We start from the raw sequence: 22,382 nt of genomic DNA on the forward strand, positions 1-22,382 counted from the left end.
TATTTTAGAAATGATAAAATTTGAACATACCATCTTTGCTCTACCCTTTGCATTTCTTGGAGCAATAATGGGAAACCTCGTTGAAGAGGGATCAGTTCCGTCACTGATGGAATGGATTTGGATCACTATTGCTATGGTTGGTGCACGAAGTTCTGCTATGGCACTGAACCGTGCGATAGATTCAGAGATTGATGGAGCGAATCCTAGAACGAAAACAAGAGCGATACCAGCAAAGCTTTTAAAAAGAGGCGAAGTATACCTTTTTATTCTCGTCTCACTAGCTTTGTTGTTCGTTAGTGCGTACCAATTAAACGCTCTATCCGTTAAGCTTTTGCCGCTTGCTGTCTTTTTTCTTGTTATCTATTCCTATACAAAACGTTTTACGTATTTGTGCCATATCGTCTTAGGGGTTACGATCGCGATCGCACCACTCGGAGGTTGGGTCGGAGCAACAGGAACACTTAGTCCCGAAGCCTTTTTGCTATTTGTTGGTGTATTGTTTTGGACAGCAGGTTTTGATGTGATCTATGCCACACAAGATGCTGAATATGATAAGTCACACGGTCTGTATTCCATTCCATCTGCTTTTGGTATCGCTAATGGTCTGATGACTGCTAGATGGCTGCACGTTGCTAGTTTCATAGCTTTTGTTTCACTTGGCGTTGTATCAGGAATGGGCTGGATCTACTACTTAGGTGTGTTCATCTCTGGTGCGATCATGGTCTATGAGCACTCACTCGTTAAGCCTCATGATCTGTCTAAACTGGATGTGGCTTTCTTTACGATGAACGGTGTATTGAGTGTGGTCATGTTTATCTTTTCAGTAGGAGATTTGTTGATATGAAAACTTTTACAATTGGAATTACAGGAGCGAGTGGAGCTGTTTACGGCGTAAGACTCGCTCAAGAGATATTAAAAAGCGGACACAAACTACATCTTGTTGTCACTGAAGCAGGCTGGCAAGTGTTTAGAGAAGAGTTATTATGGGATACAGAAGACCGTGAACGCTGTATAGAAGAAAACTTTGCTTCATACGGTAAAGAACGTTTTCATTATCACACCCTTCGTGACTTTAACGCGCCGATCGCAAGCGGTTCGTATCAGAACGACGGAATGGTCATCATTCCATGTTCGATGGGAACTCTTTCAGGAATCGCTCATGGTGCATCAGGAAACCTCTTAGAACGTACGGCAGATGTTATGCTAAAAGAGAGCAGAAAACTGATATTAGTGCCTAGAGAGACACCACTTCATAAGATTCATCTTGAAAACATGCTGAAAGTAACAGAAGCAGGAGGAAAGATTGTTCCTGCGATGCCTGGTTTTTACCACTTGCCGAAGTCTATGGATGATCTTGTGAACTTCTTGGTAGGTAAAGTACTAGATAACTTAGGCGTACATCACGAATTGTTTACACGCTGGGGAGACTGATAGATTATGAACATCGGGGAAATCAGCTACACGAACATCATACCCCTTTATTTTTATTTAGATAGAGAAAGACTGATGGATCAAGGTGCGACTATAACGCAGGCAGTTCCATCTAGAGTAAACGCTTTAATGGAGAAACAGCTGGTCGATATCGGAGGCATCTCTTCGTTTTCATACGGAAAGAACGCTCTGAATTACAGCTTAGTTCCAGACCTTTCTGTTTCTTCGTTCGGAAAAGTAAATTCTATCTTTCTTTTTTCAAAGTATAAGATCGAAGAGTTGAACGGTAAAAGGATCGCCTTAACCTCTAGCTCAGAAACATCGGTCGCTCTATTAAAAATCATCTTAGACCGTTTTTATGGTGTTGAGGTTACTTACCAGATAGAAACACCGAATTTTGAAGAGATGCTGAACGCATATGATGCGTGTCTTTTGATTGGAGACGATGCGATTAGCGCATACCGTAAGCGAGGATCTTATCATGTATACGACCTTGGGGAGATCTGGTACCAACAGACAGGTTTGCCTATGATCTTTGCTGTGATGGCGTATCGAAATGAAATGGAAACCGAACAAGGTGCTCTATTGTCGTATGTGGGAAGAAGTATGATAGAGAGCAAAGAAAGATGTCAGGAAGAAAATTTTGTTCCAGTCATCAAGCGAGTGATAGCAGAACACGGAGGCACTTTTCAGTTCTGGAATTCTTATTTTAGTGGATTAAATTATCAATTTAGTGGCGAACATGAAAAGGGACTCAACCTTTATTTTCAGCTAGCTGTAGAGTGCGGATTGTTAAAAACAATGCCCTCTATCATTAAATATTCGTATAAGTAACGGGCGATAGGGTGAAACAAAAGTGAAGTTAAAGGACTTATACTCATTTCTAAAAAAAGACTTGCAGCAGATTGAAGATCAGCTCGTAGAATCCGTTCGTTCCGATCAGACACAGATTCATACGGCAGGAGCTGAACTTTTAAAAGCAGGGGGAAAGAGAATCCGCCCTGTATTTGTTCTGCTTTCCGCTCAGTTCGGCACGTATAACATTCAGCAAGTGAAAAAGCCGGCTGCAGCTCTTGAACTGATCCATATGGCTTCACTCGTACATGATGATGTAGTGGATGATGCAGATATGAGACGTGGAAGAAAAACAGTAAAAGCAAAATACGATAATAAGATTGCCATGTATACGGGCGATTTTATTTTCGCATCCGCCTTAAAACTAATGACTGAGATCGAAATACCACGTGCGCATCAAATCTTGGCCCAAGGAATGAAAGAGATGTGTCTCGGTGAGATCGAGCAGATCAACGAACAGTATGATACGGATCAAAACATTAGAAGGTACTTCAAACGGATCAAACGGAAAACCGCACTTCTAATTGCGCTGAGCTGTCAGCTTGGAGCGATTACTTCTAAAGCGGATGTCTCTCTTCAAAAGAAGCTGTATGATTTTGGTTTCTCTGTCGGCATGGCTTTTCAGATTACGGATGATATTTTAGACTTTACCGCTTCTGAAAAGCAGCTCGGAAAACCAGCGGGCAGTGATCTGAAGCAAGGAAACTTAACATTGCCTGTGCTGTACACGATCTATCAGTATCCAAACATGAAAGAAAAGCTGGATGCTTATTATGAAACAAAAGAGCCTGCTCAACTAGCTGAACTGTTAAAAGATATCAAAGAGTTAGGCGGGATTGATTACGCGACGAAGATATCTGATAAATATTTAAAGCGCGCTAAATTGGCTGCCGAGTCTTTGCCAGAAACGGATGCCAGAGATAGTTTGTTAAAAGTAGCAGATTATATCGCTGGTCGAAAATTTTGAGTGATTGCTAATTTTTAAAATTTTTGGTACGATTTCTCTGGGGAACTTGTCCCACATATACATAGATGATAGGAGAGGGAATGCATGGAAAAAACGTTTTTAATGGTAAAACCTGATGGTGTTCAACGTGCGTTAATCGGAGAAATCGTATCCCGTTTTGAAAAGAAAGGTTTTCAACTTGTTGGTGCTAAACTAATGAACATTTCTGAAGATCTTGCAAAAGAACATTATGGTGAGCACAAAGAGCGTCCGTTCTTCGGCGAACTAGTTGAGTTTATTACATCTGGTCCAGTATTTGCTATGGTTTGGGAAGGTAAGGACGTTATTCTTACAGCTCGTAACATGATGGGCAAAACAAACCCATCAGAAGCGGCTCCTGGTTCAATCCGCGGAGACTATGCTGTTCAAGTAAGCAACAATATCATCCACGGTTCTGACTCTGCTGAAAGCGCTGTCCGTGAGATCGGTCTTTTCTTCAAAGAAGAAGAACTTGTTTCTTATGATAAAGCAGTTGCAGTTTGGATTTAATTTTACATGGAAATGAAAGCGTTTTAACCGGCCGCCGCGCCGGTTTTTTTATTTTGAGGACCTTTAACTATGAGTTTGCCAAGATTCATTATTAATTTTACCTCTCTTCGTAATAATTTGACCGATTTGCAATCTAATTTCACCAATTCACCTATTATAATGACAAGTCGACTATAATTTACAAAAATCGACAACTTCCCACGGATAAAATAATAATATAAATGCACCAGCCATCTGTAATGTTCATTCATCTAGTATGCAAAAATCCGTATCAGCTTCCGATATATATGTGTAGAGATTAAATATGCATGGCAGTGGAATTGGAGAGAGACATATGGACCCGGACTATGAAAGCTTTAAACAGAACATTAATGACCAAACAGGAATAGACCTTTCCTTGTACAAAGAAGCGCAAATGAAACGCAGACTGCTTGCACTGAGAGACAAGCGATCATTTACAACATTTGCAGACTATTTTCGAGCACTCACAAAAAATCCAGATTTGCTTCTTGAGTTTTTAGACCGCATGACAATTAACGTTTCTGAGTTTTACCGAAATCCTGCTCGATGGGATGTGCTCGAGAAAAAAATCATTCCATTGTTAGTTGAAGACAGGTCATCTTTAAAAGTATGGAGTGCCGCCTGCTCGACAGGAGAAGAGCCATACAGCCTATCGATGCTGTTGTCCGATTATAAGAAGGGCTTATCAAGGTTTTCAATACTTGCAACAGATCTAGATCAACAAGTGTTAGACCAAGCAAAAAAAGGGTTTTATTTTGAAAAAGCGATCAAAGATGTTCCGAGTGACAAAATAGCACGACATACAACAAAAGAGGAACTTGGTATAAGCGTTTCAGATTCTATCAAAAAACAAGTAACATTTAAGAAGCAGAATCTGCTTTCAGATCGTTTTGAATCTGATTTTGATCTCATCGTTTGCCGAAATGTGATGATTTATTTTACGGAAGAAGCAAAAACGGTTTTGTATCAAAAATTCAGCAAAGCGCTTCGAAAAGGCGGTGTTCTATTCGTGGGAAGTACCGAGCAGATCTTCAATCCTGGATTATACGACTTGGAATCAGTAGAACCGTTCTTTTATAGAAAACTTAAGTAAAAAAAATTGTAACTCTGTAAATCTGTTGACAGATTTCCTACAATAGTTTAATGTAACTGATAAGTTTAGAGCACATGTAATCGTGCCTTTTAGTTTAGAGTTTAGAGCATAGTTGAGACAAGTTGAGAGAGTTTGAGTGGAGCAGAGCCGAGAATGGATATGTACATATGCCATGCGGGTTATTTCTGCATGGCTTTTTTGTATGCTTCATAAGAAGCATGTACATGTTCCTTTATAGATCGACCTCTTATATCCTCCTCATTCTCCGTATTTAACGGAGGTGCAGATATGATCATATCCTTTCCAATTCCGCCTTGAACGTTTTTGATTGTAGACAAAACAACCAAAACGATTAAGGGGTGTTCATATGATTTCAAATATCATTCAAAAAATAATGAAACACGAAACATTAACAGAAAATGAAGCTTTTTATTTTATGGAGAAATTAGCGAGTGGTGATGTTACAGATGCTCAAGCAAGTTCTGTTTTAAGTATCATGAGCTTTCGCGGTGAGACGGTAGATGAGATCGTTGGTTTTGTTAAAGCGATCAGAAAGCTCTCAAGAAAGGCTGAATCCTCACAACACCATGAACTGATGGACACTTGTGGTACCGGTGGTGATGGAGCATCGACTTTTAACATATCCACCGCTGTCAGTATCATACTCGCTTCCTTAGGGATAAAAGTAGCGAAGCATGGCAACAAAGCAGTCACTTCAAAAAGTGGAAGCTCAGATGTGCTAGAAGCTCTAGGCATTCAAGCGTCAAGTAACCACTTTGAAGCCAATTCGCAACTGAATAAACACGACATAGCATTCTTGCACGCACCATATTTTCATCCGGCACTAAAAAAGGTTGCTTCGTTGAGGGGGCAACTCCCTTTTCGAACGATCTTCAATTGTATCGGGCCACTGTTAAATCCGATGGCACCGACGTATCAGCTGATCGGAGCAAGCAATGAGGAAGTTGCTGAAAAGCTCGCCGAAGTGATTAATAAGCTCGGGATCAAAAGAGCATTGATTGTTACAGGTAAAGAAGGCTTGGATGAATGCTCGATCACAGGTGATACACGGATGTTTTTAGTTGAGAACAACACAGTTGTAACGTTTACCTACACACCTGAGGAAGCAGGATTAAACCGAGGAAATCTATGTGAGTTAACGGTAAAGAACAAACAAGAAAGTGCTGAGCTCATTCGTTCCATCCTACAAGGTGCAGGAAATGAATCAGCTCGTAATATCGTCATCCTAAATGCAGCTGCAGCTCTGTTTGCATCAAAACGAGTCTCAAGTATTCGAGACGGAGTGGAAATCATCAAACAGTGTCTACGATCAAAATCAGCATATTATCATCTTGAAGAAATGACGAAGGAAGAGGCGAGTGCACATGTTAACTAAAATATTGAAACAAAAAGAAAAAGAAATAGCCGTTCTCCCTTCATTCAAGAAAGGTGAACTGGATTTTACCGATAAAGATCATCGACCTTTTGCTTATACACTTGCAAACTCTTTTAAAAGACCAGCGTTGATCGCTGAAGTGAAAAAAGCTTCACCATCAAAAGGAATCATAAAAGAAGATTTCAACCCTGTAGAGATCGCTGTTGAATATGAAAAAGCTGGCGCATCTTGCTTATCCGTCTTAACGGACACGGAGTTCTTTCAAGGAGACCTTCAATATTTAAAAGATATTCGTAATCATGTCTCGCTGCCTCTTTTAAGAAAGGATTTCATCATAGATGAAAAGCAGATCATTGAGAGCGTTGAGAATGGAGCGGATGCGATTCTACTCATTGCAGCTTGCTTACCAAGTGAACGGTTAGAGAAACTTCATGCACTAGCAACAGAATGCGGGCTAGAGTGTTTGGTCGAAGTTCATTCAAAGAGTGAGATCCAGCAAGTTTACGACGTTTGCAACCCTTCGATGATCGGAATAAACAACCGTGATCTTAAGACGTTCACAACAGATATCCAGCATACATTTTCTCTTCTTTCGTCTATAAAGGAAGAAACTCTTGTTATCAGTGAGAGTGGCATCAAAACAGCTTCAGATGTTAAAAGCCTATTCGATCACCGAGTGAACGGAATGTTGATCGGAGAAACATTGATGAGAGCGGACTCGATAGAAACTAAGATCAGAGAGCTTTATCATGACTGTTCAAATTAAATATTGTGGCTGTCAGTCTGAAGAGGACTATAAGCTGCTCATTGGAACAAAAGCAGATCTGATCGGGTTCATATTCGCTGAAAGTAAAAGAAAAGTCGATCCTACGATAGTGAACAGCTGGATTGAGAAGTATGGAAAACCTAAAAAGCTCGTGGGCGTTTTTCAAAACGCAACCCTACAACGAATCAAAGAAGTTATCAGCACGGTTCCGATAGACATCATCCAATGTCACGGTACTGAAACGGTTGAACAGCTCAAGGAAATAAGAGTTCATTGCAACAAAGAAATCTATAAGGCACTACCTTTTAGTGAACACGTTTTAAATGAAATGGATTTATATGGAAAAGCAGCAGATAGTCTTATCGTAGACTCAGTAGCTAAAGGGCAGTTCGGAGGTACAGGTATTCCTTTTTCTTGGGAAGAAGTTCCTAACATGATGAGAACAGCAGAGAGGATAGGAGTAACGTGTTTCATAGCTGGCGGAATCCGACCAGATAATGTTTCGGAACTAATAAGACTTCATCCGCACGGAATCGATCTAAGTGGTGGTATCGAAGAAAACGGAAGAAAAAGCTTAAAAAGAATAGAAACTCTTGAAAGGATGATAATGAGATGACTACAGCTACAGTACCTGATCATAGAGGAAGATACGGTGTGTTCGGTGGGAAATACGTCCCAGAAACGATCATGTTTGCACTTGAAGAGTTAGAGACGGCTTTCGATGAAGCCATACAGGATAAAGAATTTAATGAGCTTTTTCAAAAAGAACTAGCGATCTATTCAGGCCGTCCGACTCCCTTAACAAGAGCAGATCGTCTCAGTGAGTACAATGGCGGAGCATCGATCTATTTAAAGAGAGAAGACCTGAACCATACAGGAGCCCACAAGATCAATAACGCAATCGGCCAGGCGCTCTTAGCAGTAAGGATGGGAAAGAAAAAGATCATCGCTGAGACCGGAGCGGGTCAGCATGGTGTAGCAGCAGCGACCGTTGCAGCCAAGTACGGATTATCTTGTAAAGTTTATATGGGAAAAGAAGATATAAGAAGACAAGCACTAAATGTTTTTCGCATGAAGCTGTTAGGTGCAGAAGTGATCGAGGTCACGAGCGGCAGCCAAACGTTAAAAGATGCTACCAATGAAGCGATCCGAGAATGGGTTGCTGCGGTAGAAGATACATTTTATCTCATCGGTTCTGCTGTAGGACCGTATCCATATCCGAAGATGGTCAAACAATTTCAGCAAGTTATCGGTCATGAAACAGAGAGTCAATTTAAAGAGATTCATTACGAGAAGCTTCCAGATGCTGTTGTAGCTTGTGTAGGAGGCGGCAGTAATGCGATCGGCATGTTCGCACCCTTTATCGAGAAAGAGGTTCCACTATACGGTATAGAGGCAGCAGGGATGGGTGTAGAGACGGCACAACATGCGGCCACATTATCTAAAGGCTCAAATGGAGTGATTCACGGTTCATTGACGAAGCTTCTTCAAACGAGCGAAGGACAGATCACAGAACCATACTCGATCTCAGCAGGTCTCGATTATCCGGGAATAGGACCGGAACACGCCTACCTTCATGAGACAAAAAGAGTAACGTATGAAGCAGTAACAGATGAAGAAGCATTACAGGCCTTAAAGCTTTTATGTGAGAACGAAGGAATCCTATGTGCGCTAGAGAGTGCTCATGCCGTAGCTTATAGTCTGAAGCTCGCAAAAAAAATGCGAAAAGATCAGCATGTAGTCGTCTGTTTATCAGGAAGAGGCGACAAAGATGTTCATACTCTGATGGAATTTGAAGAAGGGGGCGAATAAAGATGAACAAGAGATGGAAAGTCTTTCAACATTCTTCAGATTATCGTTTCACTCCGTACATCATGGCTGGAGATCCATGTGAAGAAGCAACGATCGAACTGTCCTTAGCCCTAGAAGAGTGTGGAGCTTATGCGCTCGAGCTAGGTGTTCCGTACTCAGATCCATTGGCGGATGGACCTGTCATTCAGAGGGCAGGTATGCGAGGTTTGGCACAAAATATGAATCTTGAAAAAACCGTAAAGCTCGTTGCTAAGCTTCGTGAGAGAGGATTGAAGATTCCGGTAATTATCTTTACTTATTATAATCTTTTGTTACAATTAGGAGAAAATCGTTTCCTGAAGTTAGCAGAGAACAGCGGTGTGGACGGGGTTTTAGTGCCTGATCTGCCGTATGAAGAAAGCGGATATCTACAAGAAATGTGTTCAGAGCATAACCTTGCTCTCATCTCGCTCGTTTCACCTACAACCCGTGAAGAAAAGCTTGCAAAACTCAGCAGAGAGGCAGAAGGCTTTTTGTATTGTATCTCTTCATTAGGTGTGACAGGAGTTAGAAGTGAGTTTAGAGCGGGACTGGATGATTTCTTAAAAGCCGCGAAACGAAACAGCCGTGTTCCTGTCTTAGTAGGATTCGGACTGTCTACGCGAGAACAGATCCAGCAGTTTGATGGCAGCAGTGATGGGTTCATCGTAGGCAGTGCGATCGTCAAAAAGATCGAGGAACTAGAGAGTGACCTGCTAACGAATAGGGAGGAAGCGATTAAAACGTTTAAATCGTATATTGAGTCTTTGCTGCCTGTCTATAGTCGTTAAAAAGGAGTGGGAAAATGCAGCCGAAACAGCAGTTGTTATCTTTAAAACCTTACAAACCAGGTAAACCAGTAGAAGAAGTGAAGCGTGAACTAGGACTAGAGAAAATCGTAAAACTCGCTTCAAACGAGAACCCTTATGGATGTTCGGATCTTGCGAAAGAAAAGATAAGAGAGGAGCTCTCACAGCTTCATGTATATCCTGACGGTTATTCAGCTGAGCTTAGAGAAAAACTCTCAAACCAACTTCAAGTGAAACAAGACCAGATCATTTTTGGAAACGGGTCAGATGAAGTGGTACAAATTCTTTGTCGTGCGTATCTATCTCCTGAAACCAATACCGTGATGGCAGCTCCTACTTTTCCACAATACAGACATAATGCTGTTATTGAAGGAGCTGAAGTGAGAGAGGTTCAGTTGAACGAAGGCAATCATGATCTAGATGCAATGCTTGAAGCGATCGATCAAAATACGAGAATCGTCTGGCTTTGCAACCCGAACAACCCGACTGGAAACTATATTCCGGAGTCAGAGTTTGTAAGCTTTATGGAAAAAGTACCGTCAGACGTGATTGTAGTAAGTGACGAAGCTTATTACGAATATGTATCAGCTGCTGATTATCCAAACACGCTAGATTACTTGGAGAAGTACAGTAATCTAGTGATCTTAAGAACGTTCTCAAAAGCCCATGGACTAGCTGCGCTTCGAATTGGATATGGAGTCGCTGCATCTTCCATCATCCAGTATATCGAGCCAGCTAGAGAACCTTTCAACACATCTAGAATCGCTCAAGTTGCTGCGATCGGAGCATTGGAAGATGATACGTTCATTAGAGAATGTAAAGAGAAAAACAGGAAAAGTCTTGAACTGTTTTATGCATTTTGTGATGATAAAGGACTGTTGTACTATCCTTCTGAAGCAAACTTTATCCTGATCGACGTAAAATCTGATGCAGATAAAGCGTTTGATTATCTTTTGCGTAAAGGATATATTGTTCGATCAGGAAGTGCATTAGGGTTTCCTACTATGATACGAATCACAGTCGGTGAAGAAGAACAAAACAAAGAGATCATCGAACATTTAGGAACGTATATTGACTCTGTTGTAGAGAAAGTAAACAAATAAGGTCTCTTAAAATAGCCCGATCGTTTTTGCTAATATCGGGCTATTTTCATAATTTTCAAAAAAGTGTTGCATTTTAAATAAGCTCTATTTATAATGAATGTAATATGGTTTCTCTCCACTCCTATCCATATTATACTTTCCTGACAGCGCTTACATGTCAGGACTTTTTTTGTCCTCATTTTTTATTTCCACTATATTTTCTATCATAAAAATCTCGTTTCTATCATAACTTGTCCTATAGAGAAAAAAAGGAGGCGAGCTATGCGATATATTATTGAGCGCCCGCTGCAATCGCTCGGTACAGATACTGTTCTTTCCTATCTAGTAGACTCTCAAAAAATCTCCTACGTCTCACAGGGCCCTCTTAGAATGAATGTGATGAAGATGTCTATGCATGGTTTAAAGATGATTCCTGGGCATATCAGTCCTCTTATGTCATTAAATAGATTGCCTATTGAAAAGGTAAGGCAGAATCTGGGTGAACGAGTTAGAATGGGTACGACCACTCTTCTAACATCTGCTGAAGTCAGCTACTTACATGAAGCTGAAACAGAGCTGAAACGAACGAGGCACTTATTAATATCCAGTTCGATAGACTATTGTATGGGTCTTAGCATGTCTCCAGAAAAAATCACTCCACAAATGATAAGTTTTTGCCGAAAGCAGAGAATTCCGTTCATCGAGTTGATCTGTAAAGATTTTACTCAGTTAACACATGTGATCTGGGAGAGGATCAGTGAAGCAAATTTTAGTTATGGAACAGTGATCTTCCCAACCTTTCCATCAGACATGGATCAGAAGTTGAAAAAAACGTGGCAAAGAAAATGGAACGAGCTATCTATTAAACATCAAATTCCAACACTTTTTCATGATTTGAGTGAAGCAGAACCGATCTCGTTGCCTAGTTTAAAGATGCTTGGTCTATACCCTGTAAAAGGCGGTCTGTTCGCTGGCAGTGATGCAGACTATTGTATTTACCGTACGGATGGTTTGAATGATACGTTACAGGCTGTAATCGTAAGAGGCACAATCGTCTTTTCAGAGAATGTTCCAGAGAAGCACCAGGGATATGGAAAAGAAATTATTGTAGTAAAGCCGCGTCGTTTTGGAGAATCTCTTATATCTCGTGTATAATAGTCACAAGAATACAAGGGATAAGGGAGTTTTATTAGTGAACGAAATCCAAGATGCAATAAGGCTTGTCGAACATGGTGACGTCGAAAAAGGGATGAGCTTATTAGATAAACTAAAACAAAAAGCAGGCGACCCAGAAAAATTTGAAATCGCAGAAGTTTACTTGAACTGGGGTCATACAACAGAAGCGATGAACCTTTTTAATGAGTTGCTAGAAAAATACCCTGGAGATGGAGAGTTGCTCGTATCCATTGCAGAATGTTGCTTAGATGAAGGCATGGATGAGAAAGCGATCGAGTATTTGGACCAAGTAACAGAAGAAGATGACGAATATTTAAGAGCACTCATCCTTCAAGCTGATCTTTATGAAAGTCTTGGACTGACAGAAGTAGCAGAACGTAAGTTGACAGAAGCGCATCAAAAGGACCAGAAACATCCTGTACTCGCTTATGCTCTAGGTGATTTTTATTTAAGGCAAGGTAAATTTGATTCAAGTTTGCCACTATTAAAAGTAGCGATCGACGAAAAAGCTGAAATAGAAGATGTTACATTAAGATATGCCGAAGCACTAAGCAGAGCAGGTAAGTTTGAGGAATCACTTCCATACTACAGAAAAGGTCTGGATCACCATAAAGACCTTTACAGTTTGTTTGGTCATGGAGTAACTGCTTTTAAAGCAGGTGAGTTTAAAGAAGCGATCGCAAGTCTTGAGGAACTAAAAGACATGGATCCTGATTATACAACCCTTTATAGTGTACTATCTGAAGCATATGAAGAAGAAGGAGCACTAACAGAAGCATATGACGTAATCTCTGAAGGGTTAAAGAGAGATGAACATAACGAGAATATCTATCTTCAAGCTGCAAGGTTAGCTTATAAACTGCACAATCCTGATCAAGGAGAACAGTGGGTGAAACAAGCACTTGAACTCAATCCTACACGTATAGAACCGTTATTGCGGTTAGGAGATCAGTACATTTCTGAAGAACGATTTGATGATCTGCTCAGTCTCTACAAATCACTTGCTGAAACAAAAGAGGAGATACCGCTCATGTATTGGCATCTCGCTACAGCAAACAAAGAAACTGAAGATTATAATGAAGCCGCAAAATGGTACGAAAAAGCATCTCTGTTATTTACTGAGGACCCGGTGTTCTTAGAAGAATATGCTTATTTCCTCATCGAGGAAGGCGACCAGAAGAAAGCAAAATCTATTCTGCAGAATCTGTTGAACAAAAGCCCAGAACGAGACGATATTGAAGACGTTTTAAATCGATTGGAAGATTTTTAAAACTTTCTGAAGTGAAGAAGGATTTTACGAGCAGTGAGAGAATATATTTATTATCAAGATGACGTGTTTTTGAATGATGGGGGGATTGCAATGAGCAGCACCGTTTCGGTCCTTGAAAAAAAGGATTTTATCAAATGGTTCCTTAATCATTATCAGTTAAAGAAGCGCGAATGTGTTTGGTTATTAAACTATTTAGTTAGTGATGACCAACTGATGGAGAAGGTACATTTTGTAGAGAAAGCTGAATATTGTCCAAAGGCCATAATCATGTCAACTCAATGCACAGACGGAGTTCCGTTCCGTTTTTACAAGCAAAATGTTCTAACGACTGATGCCGAAAAATCATTTCACGACATCCGCTTGAACCAAGAAGAAGAGATCTATCTTGAGCTTAATTTTAACGCATCACGTCTGACGCCCGAGTACGCTTCTGTATTAGAAGAGAATCCACACTTGCCACAGAACATGTCTATGGACAAAAAATACGGCATCTGGGCGGAAATGGTCTTAGAGAAGTCGATTGAAACCTACCGCAAGAATGATATTATGGCGAAGATCGATGCAGCACTAGACCAAAAGGATTATGATAGTTTTACAAAATGGACCAATGAACTAAAAAGTTTAGAAAAACAGCCATCCTAGTTGTGTGAAGACGACTCTTAAGAAAAAGGGTCGTCTTTTTTGTGGGCTATGTGGCTTGTGTGCTAACGTGTGCGCGCAATATTTTTAAATCTTGACCATGGAATATTGCACCCAATCCACGAAATCAGGCTTTGAATCCAGAAGTTTTAGCCTGCAATCCAAAAGTTTGATCACTTTATCCGCAAGTCGACAAACTTAGATTTATTTCGACATCTACAAATCTACCTATTTTCTTAGCCAACCACATTATGCTAGAGAGAAATATGGTACGATAAGAAGCAGTACATACCAAGTAAGGAGATTTTTTTATGAAATGGAAAACAAAAGACGCAGATGTATTCTTAAAATCTGGTGAGTATGTAGATTCGATACTGATTCCGTTAACACCAGTCAGCTTCTCTCACGACTTCAAATCGAGTGTGACGATGTCCGAGTATACAGAATTGCTAACGTCAGAGATCGAGCGTCAGCTGCATGGCAGGTTGTTTTTGTCCCCTAATTTTACATACGTAAAAAATGAAGGGGCTCTTGAACGATTAACTAGTTTCTTAGAGCACGTAAAAAATTCCGGCCATTTCAAACATATCTTTCTGATGACTAGCGATGTGTATTGGAAGGAATTCGAACAGCAACTTTCGGGACAATTGTTTTGGGTACCCGCTCTGCCGCTAGAAACAATGGACGAGAAGTATAAATTAGAAGTGATAAAAGAGCAGGTAAAACCGTTGTTTCAGCTTATTTTCAACGATTGGCAGAGGAGTATAAATTCGTAATATTTACCACATGTCATATTGACATTAAAAGACAACATAAGCTATCATGTTTATGTCCTAGTAATATGTGTGTAAAAGTCCGGATGGACCGTCATTTACAGCATAAGGGGGGGAAAACAATGTCAAAGGAAGATATTTCAAGACGTCAGTTCTTAAACTACACATTAACTGGCGTAGGTGGATTTATGGCTGCCGGCATGCTTATGCCAATGGTCCGTTTCGCCCTTGATCCGATTTTGAAAGAGGGAACAGATCAAGAATTGGTAGCGGTTACGAGCGTGGAAGAGATTGCGAACGAACCAAAGCGTTTCGATTTTAAAATCAAACAAAAAGATGGCTGGTACGAGTCTGATGTCACTCAATCTGCCTGGGTTTATAAAGCGAAGAATGGTGATTTTATCGCACTTTCTCCAATCTGTAAACATCTAGGTTGTACGGTAGACTGGAATACAGATCCATCGCACCCTAACCAGTTCTTCTGTCCTTGCCACTTAGGCCGTTATACGAAGGATGGAACGAATGTTAAGGGAACTGCACCTCTTGCACCACTTGATGTATATGACAGCCAGGTGAAAGATGGAAAGCTTTATTTAGGAAAGGCAAAACCAAGAAAGGGGGCGTAATGAATGCTACAAAAGATTTATGACTGGGTAGATGAGCGCCTGGATATTACGCCGCTTTGGAGAGATGTTGCAGACCATGAAGTACCTGAACACGTAAACCCCGCACATCATTTTTCTGCGTTTGTTTACTGTTTCGGTGGATTAACTTTCTTCATCACGGTTATCCAAATTCTTTCAGGTATGTTTTTAACGATGTACTATGTGCCTGATATCGTGAATGCTTGGGAATCCGTATATTACCTGCAAAATGAAGTGGCATTTGGAGTGATCGTACGCGGAATGCACCACTGGGGCGCGAGCCTTGTTATCGTAATGATGTTTCTACATACATTGCGCGTATTTTTCCAGGGAGCTTATAAGAAGCCAAGAGAATTAAACTGGGTTGTTGGAGTACTTATTTTCTTTGTTATGTTAGGTTTAGGTTTTACAGGTTATCTATTACCTTGGGATATGAAAGCGCTATTTGCGACTAAGGTAGGAATTGAGATCGCTATGACGATTCCTGTTGTTGGTCCGATCGCAAAGACATTCCTTGCCGGTGGAGAGATTATCGGAGCACAGACGCTTACGCGATTCTTTGCGATTCACGTATTCTTCCTTCCTGCAGCATTATTAGGCTTGATGGGTGCCCATTTCTTAATGATCCGTAAACAAGGTATTTCCGGACCGTTGTAAGAACAAACATAAGATTTAAAGTTTCATAAGAGCAAAGGAGGGAAATATATGCATCGCGGTAAAGGAATGAAGTTTGTCGGTGACTCTCGTGTCCCTGCTGAGCGCAAGCCGAATATTCCAAAAGATTATTCGGAGTTTCCAGGAAAAACGGAAGCGTTCTGGCCAAACTTTCTTTTAAAAGAATGGATGGTAGGAGCTGTATTCTTGATCGGATACCTTATCCTAACAATTGTCCATGAATCTCCTTTGGAGAAAAAAGCAGATCCTACCGATGCTGGATATATTCCTCTACCAGACTGGTACTTCCTATTTTTATACCAGCTTCTGAAGTACAAGTATGCGGCAGGGGATTATGTTCTTATCGGTACTGTTATTATACCGGGTCTAGCATTTGGTGCGTTAATGCTTGCGCCATTCCTGGACAAAGGGTTGGAGCGACGTCCTTCTAAACGTCCGATCGCAACTGGATTAATGTTATTAGGTTTGATCTCTGTTACATATCTAACATGGGAATCTGTTGTGACACACGATTGGGAAAAAGCGAAGACTCAAGGTAAGATCGTTGATGTAAGTTTTGATGAAAACGACCCTGGCTACAAGATCTACCAAAAGCAGAGCTGCGTAGGTTGTCACGGTAACACGTTATCAGGTGGAGCATCAGGACCATCATTGATCGGAACAGGTTTGAAGCCTGAAGAAATCATGAAAATCGCAAAAGAAGGTAAGCCACCAGGCATGCCGCCGAATGCGTTTAAAGGTTCTGATGATGAGCTAAAACAATTAGCAGAATTCATCTCAAAACTAGAACAGAAGTAAATGTTTGAAGCCGGCTCGGTATGGGCCGGCTTTTTTCTGAATGAATTCGAAAGACAGTAATGATAAAGGAGTATGTGGTTATGGCCTGGATTCGAGCGATCATCATGGATCGAATGTTCTTACTAGCACTTCTTTTAATCAACATACTAGGCACGATCTACGGTTACTATTGGTACCTCTATCAGCTTCAAGAAACACCGTGGTACTTTTTGCCGTTCGTACCCGATAGTCCAACAGCATCTCTGTTTTTTGTCTTTGTCATCATCGGGTTTTTGAGGGATAAGCAGCATGGAGTGATCGAGGCATTGGCCGTTGCGACGCTTTTTAAGTATGGCATATGGGCAGTGGGGATGAATCTTGGTGGTGCTTTTGTTGGAACGCCTTTGGATCTTATAAACTACATGCTTATCTTTTCACACCTCGGTATGGCGGTTCAAGGTCTGTTATACGCTCCATTTTATAAGATCAAGGGTTGGCATGTAACGCTTGCTGCACTCGTTCTATTTCATAACGAAATCATCGACTACGTGTTTGATATGATGCCGCGATATGACATTCTTGATCCGTATCAAGACATGATCGGATACTTGACCTTTTGGTTATCTGCGTTATCCATCTTCATTGTTTGGAAGATGAGAAAAGCGTAGAACACGTTCCAATTCCTTATTAATAGGTCTATCCTTGTCCCAGCTCTCATACGTTTTAAGTATAAGGGTACAGGAGGGACAACGGATGAGAAGGTTTGGATGGGCATTGATGGTTCTTTGTATGGTATTTGGACTTGCTATGCCAGCATTTGCATCAAATCATACAGAGACGAAGGAATGGTCTGAGATAAATGAGCTTACGAGTGAGATCTGGGAGCTTGGTAAGATAGAACGATATGAAGAAGCAGCTGGCGTGCTGCAGTTTACATCAGCTAATATCACTCATATAGAAGAAGTCTTGTCCTTAAGACCTGAACAGAAGCGTCTCGTAGAATACACGTTCAGAGATGCTGTATCTTCTCTTCAGAATCCCGAGTGGTCGAAGGAAAAAAAGCTAAACAAGCTTACCGAAGTTCGTTTATTAGTAGATGCCCTTCAGACCGATTATGAACCGTTATGGAAAAAAACAGGGCTGATGATGCTCGAGCCTTTTATCACGATGGAAAAAGGAATCAGTGAAGATGATTCGGTGGCGTTTCATCAAGCAGCCAATCTTTTACTTGAACGTTACGAAACGGTCAGACCAGCTTTAATGGTTGACCTGAAAGATGAAGATCTAGAAAAGCTCGATGAACATGTTTCTTACGTTGATACGAACCGCAGTCAGATTCTTACGGATCCTGCTCATCAAAAACAGCTTGAGACAGCGGCTGCTGATTTTGAAGCACTGTTCTTCGCAAAAAAAGATAACTCAGAGCCATCGCTCTTTTGGCTAATATTTTCAATTGGTGGAATCATATCATCAACACTAGCTTACGTAGGATGGAGAAAATACAAAGGTGATCAGCAAGATGGATTGAGAGTGCCGGATAAACGTTAGTAGGTCATGAGTCATGCGTTTTCTTTGACAAACTGTGAGCTGAAAACGTAAAATGTGAGTATCAAAAGCTTTTTATATGGAGGAATGCCAACGATGGGTGGATTTTTAATCTACTTCGCAATTTTGCTTATCGTTCCAATCTGGGCTCAGATGCGAGTGAAAAGCACGTACAAAAAGTATTCGAAGGTGAGTAACAGCACAGGAAAGACAGGTGCAGAAGTAGCAAGAGAGATTTTAGACCAAAACGGACTCTACAGTGTTCAAGTAGAGCCAGTTAGAGGGATGCTATCTGATCATTACGACCCTCGCAGCAAAGTTGTTCGTTTATCTGAAGATAACTATTACGGAAGTTCGATTGCAGGTGCAGCCGTTGCAGCCCATGAAGTAGGGCATGCGATTCAAGATGCTGAAGGATATGCATTCTTACGCTTCAGACATGCTCTAGTTCCTGTAGCTAACATCGGATCTAACTTTTCGTTTCTATTGATTCTAGGCGGTATGCTTTTAAGCTCAATGAATATGTTCCTTCTAGGAATCATTTTCATGTCAGTAGCTGTATTGTTCCAATTCGTAACACTGCCAGTTGAGTTTAATGCAAGCTCTCGTGCCATGGACCAGATCGTTTCAACAGGTCTGATTCGCAACAACGAAGAGCGCGGAGCACGTAAAGTACTGAACGCTGCTGCCTTAACGTATGTAGCTGGTGCTCTTGTAGCATTACTCGAGCTAGCACGATTCATCTTCATGTTCTTAGGGATGAACCAAGACGACTAATTCTAAATGAACAGTAAAGCTCCCGATACTTTATCGGGAGCTTTTTTTCTATCTGCCTATTGGATTCTTATCAGCATCTAAAGTGAAACCTTCTCCGATGACTTCATGAACATCATTTACAGTAACAAATGCATGGGGATCAATGCGCTCTATCACTTGCTTGATGCGGACGATCTCGTTCTTAGCGATCACGCAGTAAAGTACTTCCCGGATATTTCCTGTAAAAGAACCTTTACCGTTTAAGATGGTTGCGCCACGGTCTAATTCTTTGATGATGTCTGCTGCGATCTCGGTATTCTTATCCGAAAAGATCATGACCGCTTTACCAGCATAAGCACCTTCTTGCATAAAGTCGATTACACGTGCCCCGATGAAAACAGCAAGGAGTGTGTACATCGCTTCTTTATAGTTTAAATATACTAACGAGACAACGATAACAACGAAATCAAAGATGAACATCGTTTTACCCATGCTCCAGCCTAGAAATTTATGACCGAGTCTCGCGATGATATCCACTCCGCCTGTCGTTCCACCAAAGCGGAAGATGATTCCTAGCCCGACTCCGATAAATACCCCTGCAAACAAAGCAGCAAGTGTCATATCTTCTTTTAGGTTGATCGTAACAAAAGAGAAACGCTGGAAGATAAACAGAAACACCGATACGGCAACGGTTCCAATTATCGTATAGATGAAGGCGTTTCTGCCAAGCAACTTCCAACCAACAAAAAACAATGGAATGTTGAGTGCCAGGTTAGAATAAGAAGGATCGATCGAGAAAAGAAAATAGAGAATAAGCGTGATCCCTGTAAAACCACCTTCGGCCAAATTGTTCGTCATATTAAAGTGGACGATTCCGAACGAAAAGATGGCAGCACCAAGTAAGATAAATAAAATATTTTTTAGTTTGATTGGATAAGTCATATGAGGCCTACTTTCTACAAAGATACTAAGGTTGTTTTTAGTCATGCCTTCCTATTATAAGCGAAATTTCATGAAATTTGTCAAACAGAAAAAATACCGATAACATAAAGAAGACTAATATTGAATGAGGAGTGTCAACATCATGGCCAATCGTACATTAAAAGAGAGTCAGGACGTTGTAGATCAATACATATCACAGTTTAAAGAAGGCTATTTCAGTCCTTTAGCTATGCTCGCACGATTAACAGAAGAATTAGGTGAGCTTGCCCGTGAAGTGAATCATCACTATGGAGAGAAACCGAAGAAATCAACAGAGGATAAAAAGACGGTCGAAGAAGAACTTGGAGATATGTTCTTTGTGTTGATCTGTCTGGCAAATTCCCTCGATATAGATCTTGACGATGCGTTAAAAACAGTAATGAATAAGTTTGAAACACGAGACAAAGACAGATGGACTAAAAAAGAAGGAGAGACTACTCATGAGTAATATTCGTATCATACTTGCTGGACCTCGAGGAAAGATGGGACAAGAAGCGTTGAAGATGATCGAGGAAACTCCTCATTTTGACCTTGTGGCAGCTGTAGATTCAAAGAATGACGGTCTTCAAGTAAAAGATCTTTCAGGTGCACCGCAATCTATGGAGGCACCCGTATATGATGATATGGAAAACTGCCTTGCTGCTGTAAAAGCAGATGTCGTTGTAGATCTCACGCGTCCGGATATCGGCAAAAAGCATCTTGAGTTGGCGCTTAACCATGGTCTTCGCACGGTAATTGGAACGACAGGCTTTTCCAATGAAGATCTCGAACGTCTAACAGCGTTGGCTGAAGAAAAACAAACAGGTGCCATCATCGCACCAAACTTTGCGATCGGTGCCATTTTAATGATGAAGTTCTCTCAAATGGCAGCGAAATACCTTCCGGATATCGAGATCATTGAAAAGCATCACGATCAAAAGTTGGATGCGCCGTCAGGAACAGCATTAAAAACAGCACAACTAATAACAGAAGTGCGAGACGAAAAGAAACAAGGTCATCCTGATGAAAAAGAGGACCTTAAAGGAGCACGAGGCGCAGAACTAGAAGGAATCCGTATTCATAGTGTAAGATTACCTGGACTGGTCGCGCATCAAGAAGTCATCTTCGGTGGTGAGGGTCAAGTCTTAACGATCCGTCATGATTCTATGAACAGAGCGTCTTTCATGCCTGGTGTACGATTAGCGGTAGAAAGTGTTATGAACATTGAAGGTCTTGTATACGGCCTTGAAAATATTATGGAATAAGAGGGGATACTATGAAGATAGCTCTTATTGCGCACGATAAGAAAAAGAACGATATGATTAATTTTACCGTCGCATATGCTCCGATCCTAAAAAAACATACCCTGTTTGCGACAGGAACGACGGGATTTAAAATAAATGAAGCGACGGGGCTTGATATCAAACGATTCCAATCTGGTCCTTTAGGCGGCGATCAGCAGATCGGAGCATTGATCGCAGAAAATGATCTTGATCTTGTACTGTTTTTCAGAGATCCGTTGACTGCACAGCCTCATGAGCCTGATGTATCTGCACTGATGCGTTTATGTGATGTATATCAGATTCCGCTCGCAACAAACTTGGCTTCAGCAGAACTTTTTATTCGATCACTCGAACGAGGAGATCTGGATTGGAGAAAAATAATAGATGAAAGAGAGTCAGAGAAAAAATGACCGTTGAAAGCTGGCTTGCCTTTGGCGCTCATGCAGATGATGTAGAAATCGGCATGGGAGCTACGATTAAAGCAGAAACTGAGAGAGGTCGTGACGTGATCATCTGTGACTTAACAGAAGCAGAACTGTCATCGAACGGCACCGTCGACATCCGGAAAAAAGAGGCTGAAAGAGCAGCTGAACTTTTAGGAGTAAGAACAAGAAGTAACCTACAGTTACCTGACCGCGGCCTATATATGCAGGAAGAATATATTTTAAAACTGGTTTCAGTTATTCGAGAGCATAAACCTCAATTTGTGTTTGCTCCCTATTGGATCGATCGTCATCCAGATCACGCAAACTGTGCACGTCTCGTAAAAGAAGCCGTCTTTTCTGCCGGAATAAAAAATATTCAAGATCCAAAACATCTGCCTGCACACAAAGTAAAAAATATATTTTATTACATGATCAACAGTGTGGAGAGACCACAACTCTTTGTTAACGTAACAGAGTCATACAATGCAAAGATCGAAGCATTGAAAGCTTATCCATCTCAGTTTGTAAAAACGCTAGAAAGTATCGATACACCCCTAACGAACGGGTACATCGAACGTGTAGAATCCCGTGACAAACTGTTTGGTCTTGAAGCTGGTGTGAGTTATGCAGAAGGGTTCATTCCAGAACAAACTTATATAACTAACCATTTATAAGGAGAAA

The 22,382-nt window shown here is 41.0% G+C and carries 27 protein-coding genes; 26 read left to right on the forward strand and 1 reads right to left on the reverse strand.

What is annotated here, in order from left to right:
* The first annotated feature begins 10 nt into the window (after nucleotides 1-10).
* The 22 genes from IHV11_RS05805 (at nucleotide 11) to IHV11_RS05910 (ending at nucleotide 19,054) form a co-directional block, all read left to right on the forward strand.
* Nucleotides 11-844, forward strand: a complete 834-nt coding sequence (locus tag IHV11_RS05805) for a UbiA-like polyprenyltransferase (RefSeq protein ID WP_231620281.1) — start codon at nucleotides 11-13, stop codon at nucleotides 842-844.
* On the forward strand, nucleotides 841-1,431 hold the full coding sequence (locus IHV11_RS05810) for a UbiX family flavin prenyltransferase (protein WP_197130668.1): 591 nt from the start codon (nucleotides 841-843) through the stop codon (nucleotides 1,429-1,431). Before IHV11_RS05805 ends, IHV11_RS05810 begins: the two co-directional genes overlap by 4 nt.
* Nucleotides 1,432-1,437: 6 nt before the next feature.
* Nucleotides 1,438-2,265 carry a menaquinone biosynthetic enzyme MqnA/MqnD family protein gene (locus IHV11_RS05815; protein WP_197193951.1) on the forward strand — a complete coding sequence of 276 codons (828 nt, stop codon included), beginning with the start codon at nucleotides 1,438-1,440 and terminating at the stop codon, nucleotides 2,263-2,265.
* A 22-nt stretch (nucleotides 2,266-2,287) separates the two neighbouring features.
* Nucleotides 2,288-3,253 (forward strand): polyprenyl synthetase family protein, encoded by a 966-nt coding sequence (locus IHV11_RS05820; RefSeq protein WP_197193952.1) that lies wholly within the window; start codon nucleotides 2,288-2,290, stop codon nucleotides 3,251-3,253.
* 84 nt (nucleotides 3,254-3,337) lie between these two features.
* The gene (gene ndk / locus IHV11_RS05825) at nucleotides 3,338-3,781 is read left to right on the forward strand and encodes a nucleoside-diphosphate kinase (protein WP_197130658.1); all 444 of its coding nucleotides are present in this window, start codon (nucleotides 3,338-3,340) and stop codon (nucleotides 3,779-3,781) included.
* Between the two features lie 334 nt (nucleotides 3,782-4,115).
* On the forward strand, nucleotides 4,116-4,895 hold the full coding sequence (locus IHV11_RS05830) for a CheR family methyltransferase (protein ID WP_197193953.1): 780 nt from the start codon (nucleotides 4,116-4,118) through the stop codon (nucleotides 4,893-4,895).
* A gap of 367 nt (nucleotides 4,896-5,262) precedes the next feature.
* Nucleotides 5,263-6,291, forward strand: coding sequence for an anthranilate phosphoribosyltransferase (gene trpD / locus IHV11_RS05835; RefSeq protein WP_197193954.1), 1,029 nt, complete (start codon nucleotides 5,263-5,265; stop codon nucleotides 6,289-6,291).
* Nucleotides 6,281-7,057 (forward strand): indole-3-glycerol phosphate synthase TrpC, encoded by a 777-nt coding sequence (gene trpC, locus IHV11_RS05840; protein ID WP_197193955.1) that lies wholly within the window; start codon nucleotides 6,281-6,283, stop codon nucleotides 7,055-7,057. Before trpD ends, trpC begins: the two co-directional genes overlap by 11 nt.
* Nucleotides 7,041-7,673, forward strand: a complete 633-nt coding sequence (locus IHV11_RS05845; protein WP_197193956.1) for a phosphoribosylanthranilate isomerase — start codon at nucleotides 7,041-7,043, stop codon at nucleotides 7,671-7,673. Before trpC ends, IHV11_RS05845 begins: the two co-directional genes overlap by 17 nt.
* Nucleotides 7,670-8,869: a tryptophan synthase subunit beta gene (trpB, locus tag IHV11_RS05850; protein WP_197193957.1), complete on the forward strand. Its 1,200-nt coding sequence runs from the start codon at nucleotides 7,670-7,672 to the stop codon at nucleotides 8,867-8,869. The genes IHV11_RS05845 and trpB overlap by 4 nt, the downstream gene beginning before the upstream one ends.
* Nucleotides 8,870-8,871: 2 nt before the next feature.
* The gene (trpA, locus tag IHV11_RS05855; RefSeq protein ID WP_197193958.1) at nucleotides 8,872-9,678 is read left to right on the forward strand and encodes a tryptophan synthase subunit alpha; all 807 of its coding nucleotides are present in this window, start codon (nucleotides 8,872-8,874) and stop codon (nucleotides 9,676-9,678) included.
* Between the two features lie 14 nt (nucleotides 9,679-9,692).
* Nucleotides 9,693-10,799, forward strand: coding sequence for a histidinol-phosphate transaminase (gene hisC / locus IHV11_RS05860; RefSeq protein WP_197193959.1), 1,107 nt, complete (start codon nucleotides 9,693-9,695; stop codon nucleotides 10,797-10,799).
* A gap of 261 nt (nucleotides 10,800-11,060) precedes the next feature.
* Nucleotides 11,061-11,933 carry a hypothetical protein gene (locus tag IHV11_RS05865; protein WP_197193960.1) on the forward strand — a complete coding sequence of 291 codons (873 nt, stop codon included), beginning with the start codon at nucleotides 11,061-11,063 and terminating at the stop codon, nucleotides 11,931-11,933.
* A 37-nt stretch (nucleotides 11,934-11,970) separates the two neighbouring features.
* Nucleotides 11,971-13,224 carry a tetratricopeptide repeat protein gene (locus IHV11_RS05870; protein ID WP_197193961.1) on the forward strand — a complete coding sequence of 418 codons (1,254 nt, stop codon included), beginning with the start codon at nucleotides 11,971-11,973 and terminating at the stop codon, nucleotides 13,222-13,224.
* Between the two features lie 90 nt (nucleotides 13,225-13,314).
* Nucleotides 13,315-13,866, forward strand: a complete 552-nt coding sequence (locus IHV11_RS05875) for a ReoY family proteolytic degradation factor (RefSeq protein ID WP_197130627.1) — start codon at nucleotides 13,315-13,317, stop codon at nucleotides 13,864-13,866.
* A gap of 308 nt (nucleotides 13,867-14,174) precedes the next feature.
* A complete protein-coding gene (locus tag IHV11_RS05880; protein WP_197193962.1) occupies nucleotides 14,175-14,639 on the forward strand; it encodes a YpiF family protein in 465 nt (154 codons plus the stop codon).
* A 119-nt stretch (nucleotides 14,640-14,758) separates the two neighbouring features.
* Nucleotides 14,759-15,262, forward strand: coding sequence for a ubiquinol-cytochrome c reductase iron-sulfur subunit (locus tag IHV11_RS05885; protein WP_137789058.1), 504 nt, complete (start codon nucleotides 14,759-14,761; stop codon nucleotides 15,260-15,262).
* A gap of 3 nt (nucleotides 15,263-15,265) precedes the next feature.
* Complete coding sequence (gene qcrB, locus IHV11_RS05890; protein ID WP_066241815.1) at nucleotides 15,266-15,937, forward strand: menaquinol-cytochrome c reductase cytochrome b subunit; 672 nt, start codon at nucleotides 15,266-15,268, stop codon at nucleotides 15,935-15,937.
* Nucleotides 15,938-15,985: 48 nt separating this feature from the next.
* Nucleotides 15,986-16,753, forward strand: coding sequence for a menaquinol-cytochrome c reductase cytochrome b/c subunit (locus IHV11_RS05895; protein WP_197130621.1), 768 nt, complete (start codon nucleotides 15,986-15,988; stop codon nucleotides 16,751-16,753).
* Between the two features lie 80 nt (nucleotides 16,754-16,833).
* A complete protein-coding gene (locus IHV11_RS05900; RefSeq protein ID WP_197130618.1) occupies nucleotides 16,834-17,400 on the forward strand; it encodes a DUF1405 domain-containing protein in 567 nt (188 codons plus the stop codon).
* 85 nt (nucleotides 17,401-17,485) lie between these two features.
* Nucleotides 17,486-18,280 carry a sporulation protein YpjB gene (locus tag IHV11_RS05905; RefSeq protein ID WP_197193963.1) on the forward strand — a complete coding sequence of 265 codons (795 nt, stop codon included), beginning with the start codon at nucleotides 17,486-17,488 and terminating at the stop codon, nucleotides 18,278-18,280.
* A 93-nt stretch (nucleotides 18,281-18,373) separates the two neighbouring features.
* The gene (locus tag IHV11_RS05910; protein ID WP_137789062.1) at nucleotides 18,374-19,054 is read left to right on the forward strand and encodes a zinc metallopeptidase; all 681 of its coding nucleotides are present in this window, start codon (nucleotides 18,374-18,376) and stop codon (nucleotides 19,052-19,054) included.
* Nucleotides 19,055-19,102: 48 nt separating this feature from the next.
* Here IHV11_RS05910 and IHV11_RS05915 read toward each other — a convergent pair whose 3' ends face one another.
* Nucleotides 19,103-19,975, reverse strand: coding sequence for a YitT family protein (locus IHV11_RS05915; RefSeq protein ID WP_197130611.1), 873 nt, complete (start codon nucleotides 19,973-19,975; stop codon nucleotides 19,103-19,105).
* Between the two features lie 142 nt (nucleotides 19,976-20,117).
* Here IHV11_RS05915 and IHV11_RS05920 point away from each other — a divergent pair, with 142 nt between their 5' ends.
* Genes IHV11_RS05920 through bshB1 form a run of 4 tightly spaced genes read left to right on the forward strand, consistent with a single transcriptional unit; the run spans nucleotide 20,118 to nucleotide 22,375 of the window.
* Entirely contained in the window at nucleotides 20,118-20,462 is a 345-nt protein-coding gene (locus IHV11_RS05920; protein WP_137789064.1) for a nucleotide pyrophosphohydrolase, read from the forward strand.
* A complete protein-coding gene (gene dapB, locus IHV11_RS05925; RefSeq protein ID WP_197193964.1) occupies nucleotides 20,455-21,258 on the forward strand; it encodes a 4-hydroxy-tetrahydrodipicolinate reductase in 804 nt (267 codons plus the stop codon). The genes IHV11_RS05920 and dapB overlap by 8 nt, the downstream gene beginning before the upstream one ends.
* An 11-nt stretch (nucleotides 21,259-21,269) precedes the next feature.
* On the forward strand, nucleotides 21,270-21,686 hold the full coding sequence (gene mgsA, locus IHV11_RS05930) for a methylglyoxal synthase (RefSeq protein ID WP_197193965.1): 417 nt from the start codon (nucleotides 21,270-21,272) through the stop codon (nucleotides 21,684-21,686).
* Nucleotides 21,683-22,375 carry a bacillithiol biosynthesis deacetylase BshB1 gene (gene bshB1, locus IHV11_RS05935; protein ID WP_197193966.1) on the forward strand — a complete coding sequence of 231 codons (693 nt, stop codon included), beginning with the start codon at nucleotides 21,683-21,685 and terminating at the stop codon, nucleotides 22,373-22,375. Before mgsA ends, bshB1 begins: the two co-directional genes overlap by 4 nt.
* Nucleotides 22,376-22,382 lie beyond the last annotated feature (7 nt).

The organism is Fictibacillus sp. 26RED30, assembly GCF_015903845.1.
GTDB lineage: Bacteria > Bacillota > Bacilli > Bacillales > Fictibacillaceae > Fictibacillus > Fictibacillus phosphorivorans.